The sequence below is a fragment of the Methylobacterium sp. WL9 genome (assembly GCF_008040035.1).
In the GTDB taxonomy this organism is placed as follows: Bacteria; Pseudomonadota; Alphaproteobacteria; order Rhizobiales; family Beijerinckiaceae; genus Methylobacterium; species Methylobacterium thuringiense.
In genome coordinates this window covers 1-2,752 of record NZ_VRVE01000158.1, presented here as the reverse complement: position 1 = coordinate 2,752, position 2,752 = coordinate 1, and the positions used below count along the sequence as shown (strand labels likewise).

Sequence of the window (2,752 nt, the reverse complement as noted above, 5' to 3'; positions counted from 1 at the left end):
CCACCAGGGGGGCGGCGCCGTCGGCCGCCTCTGCCCAGCCCGCAGCGTAAGGCGGCGGCGCTTCGGGCTCGTCTCCCAAGACCCCGCGCCAGACCCCGCGCAGCAGCCCGAGACAATCGCAGCCGACGCCCTTCAGCGAGGCTTGGTGGCGATAGGGCGTGCCGATCCAGGTGCGGGCCTCGGCGACGAGGTTTTTCGCGATGTCCGGCGGGGCGGGGGAAGGCATTCTGACACCTCGTGGGAACGGCGCGAAACCTCTCTTCCGCTGAGCGGAGAAGGTTTTCGCGCCTCACCGGAACAGGCTGCCGCCGTCGAGCACGGCGCTCGATCCGGGGGCGGGGCGCACGACGAAATCGTTGCCCGGCATGTGCGGAAAGCCTTGGAAATTCAGGCCGTTCGCGAATTTCTCGCGGCAGGTCGCGAAGCGTTTGTCGCAGCCGGCCGTAAGGACGAAGCCGTCGCCCGGCGCGACCGCGCGGGCCGGCGGCTGCCAGAGGTCGAGGGTCACGGCCGTGTCCGTCCGGAGGTGGGCGCGGATGTCGGCGTCGAGGCCGGCATTCGCCCCGCCCGTCCAGCGCAGGCGGCCGCCGGCAAACCAGCCGCTCGCGAATGTGCCGGCGAGCGCGACGACGAGGCGGGCCGGTGCGGACATGGCGAGCACCGTCCCGCTGCTGCGCCAGCGCCCCTCCGCGAGGTCGATGCCGCATCGGGGCTCGCCGAGTTCGGCGTCGCAGGTGGCGCGGTAGAGGCGGCCTCGCTCGACGTCGAGGCGGTGCATCAGCCCGCGCAACTCCGCCACGAAGGCGGTGCCGGCCCGGCGGATCTCGCCGATGGTGGCGACGTCCATGAGCAGCCGCGCCTCGGGCGCGCTCCAGTCCACCAGCCAGGTCTCCACCGTGGCTCCGTCGAACAGGCCCGCGGAGACATCCTCCGGCGCGATCCCCGCCGAGCTCAGGGCGCCGGCCACGTCGCCGCCGCCGACCGCAAAGCCCAGTTCGGCGCTCGCCTCGGCCGCCTCCAGGCCGGTGCGGGCGGTGTAGACGAGGCCGTCGCGGGTGAGGTCGCGGTCGTGGTCGGTGAAGCCCAGCGCCAGGCCGTCGCGGCGGGTCAGCGACCAGCAATGGCACAACGTCGTCGCCCCGCCGGAGAGGCGCGCGGCGAGGGCGGCGGGGATCTCGCGCATGGCGTGCTCCAAGGCGTTACGGCACGATCTCGATCAGCGGCACCTTCGGGATCTCTCCCGCCGTGAAGGCAGCGAGATCGACGACGAGGTCGTCGGTGTCGAAGCGGACGGGAACGTCGAAGGCGTAGCCGGCCGTGACCGTCGCGCCCGCCGCTGGCACCGCGTCGGGCACGAAGGTGACGAGTCCGGTCGTCGCATCGCACGCGAATTTCTGGGGCGGCAGCTCGATGCCGTTCACGGCGATCCGCACGCTGCCGGCCACCGGCTTCCGGATAATGCGGCGATAGGGCGCCGGGCCGCTTCCGTAGGTCTTGGCCAGGGCGAAGACGGCGTCGGTGCCCGTGCCCAGGCCGAGCGGCTGATCGGTCGGCGTAGGCACGGCGCTCGGCGGGCCGGAACGGTGATCGACGCGGTCGCGATAGCGGAAACCGTAGAGACGTCCGCGCCGCTCCTCGAAGAAGCCGAGCACCGCATGCAGTGCGTCGAGCGTACGTATGCCGAAGCCGGCATCGTAACGCCTGCGCGAATCCGCCCAGCGGCTGTTGCGGTGCTCGCGCCCCGAGGCGAGCGTGACGATCTCCGTCAGCCGGCTCGGCCCGCCGCTGCCGCGCAGCGCCACGTCGAGGGGAAAGCGCACCTCGTGGAAATCGCTCGGCATGAGTGTCGTCTCCACGAAAACGGCGATTGCCGGCCCATCCCCTCATCGTGAGGTGTCCGCGCAGCGGGCCTCGAAGGAGGGTTCCAGAGGATCACGCGGCAGGTTGGAGCCCTCCTTCGAGGCCTCCGCTCCGCTGCGGCACTTCGGGATGAGGGATGTGGATGGGATGATCGGCTTGATCCTCACAAAGCCCGCCGCCCCCGCGCCACGGCTCGCGCCAGGCTCGCCGCGACCTGCGCCTCGGATCTCCGAAAGCTCTCGGCGTCCGGGGTGGCGATGGTGATGCTGACGCTCACCGGGCGCTCACCGGCGGAGGCGACGCCGAGGCGGCCGTCGCTGCCGCGCTCGAGCGGGAGGATCGCCTCGGGGCCGGCCTCGCCCATCAGGCCGGTGCCGCCCTGCATCGGGAAGTAGGTCGGCGCGGCGACGATGCCGCCCCTGGCGAAGGGGCGGACCCGGCCGGCGGCGATGACGCCGCCGCGGGCGAAGGCACTCGTCTCGGAATCCGAGCCTTCGATCAGGCCCTTCACCAGGCTGGCGATGCCCTTGCGCACCGGGCTCAGCGCCGCCTTGAGGGCGAGCCCCGACAGCTTGGCGGCCAGCGTGCCGAGCACCCCGTCGAGCTGGCGCCCGGCATTGAGGTTGATGTTCAGCGCGCTCGACAGGCTCTGCCCGAACTTCTTCGCGAGCCCGTCGAGGGTTTCTAGCTGTTTCACGCGGTCGGCATTGGTGCGGTCGACGTCGTTCGCGGCCATGGCGCCCTCACACGAGCTCGATGCGGAAAAGGGGAATCCGGCTCTCCGAAAACGTCATTCGCCGGCGATGGCGTGATCCGGGTAGGCGGCGATGAGCCGATCGAGGTCGGCGCGGCCGGCGGCGGAGGGCGCCCTCAGCCCGGCGGCGGCCGCGAG

Annotated in this window: 3 protein-coding genes and 1 pseudogene; all 4 read right to left on the bottom strand. The window is 72.0% G+C overall.

Annotated features, from left to right (window positions below; genetic code table 11):
* Positions 1 to 226, bottom strand: a pseudogene (locus tag FV217_RS22095) (peptidase P60); the annotation flags it as partial.
* A gap of 63 nt (positions 227 to 289) precedes the next feature.
* Positions 290 to 1,183 carry a DUF2163 domain-containing protein gene (locus FV217_RS22090; protein WP_147821767.1) on the bottom strand — a complete coding sequence of 298 codons (894 nt, stop codon included), beginning with the start codon at positions 1,181 to 1,183 and terminating at the stop codon, positions 290 to 292.
* A gap of 16 nt (positions 1,184 to 1,199) precedes the next feature.
* Positions 1,200 to 1,841: a DUF2460 domain-containing protein gene (locus FV217_RS22085; protein WP_147821765.1), complete on the bottom strand. Its 642-nt coding sequence runs from the start codon at positions 1,839 to 1,841 to the stop codon at positions 1,200 to 1,202.
* 182 nt (positions 1,842 to 2,023) lie between these two features.
* A complete protein-coding gene (locus tag FV217_RS22080) occupies positions 2,024 to 2,596 on the bottom strand; it encodes a phage tail tape measure protein (protein WP_147821763.1) in 573 nt (190 codons plus the stop codon).
* Positions 2,597 to 2,752 lie beyond the last annotated feature (156 nt).

Bases quoted from the DNA above. Each gene is read 5' to 3' on its own strand.
- FV217_RS22085 (WP_147821765.1), bottom strand. From the start codon at position 1,841: ATGCCGAGCGATTTCCACGAGGTGCGCTTTCCCCTCGACGTGGCGCTG.
- FV217_RS22080 (WP_147821763.1), bottom strand. From the start codon at position 2,596: ATGGCCGCGAACGACGTCGACCGCACCAATGCCGACCGCGTGAAACAG.
- FV217_RS22090 (WP_147821767.1), bottom strand. From the start codon at position 1,183: ATGCGCGAGATCCCCGCCGCCCTCGCCGCGCGCCTCTCCGGCGGGGCG.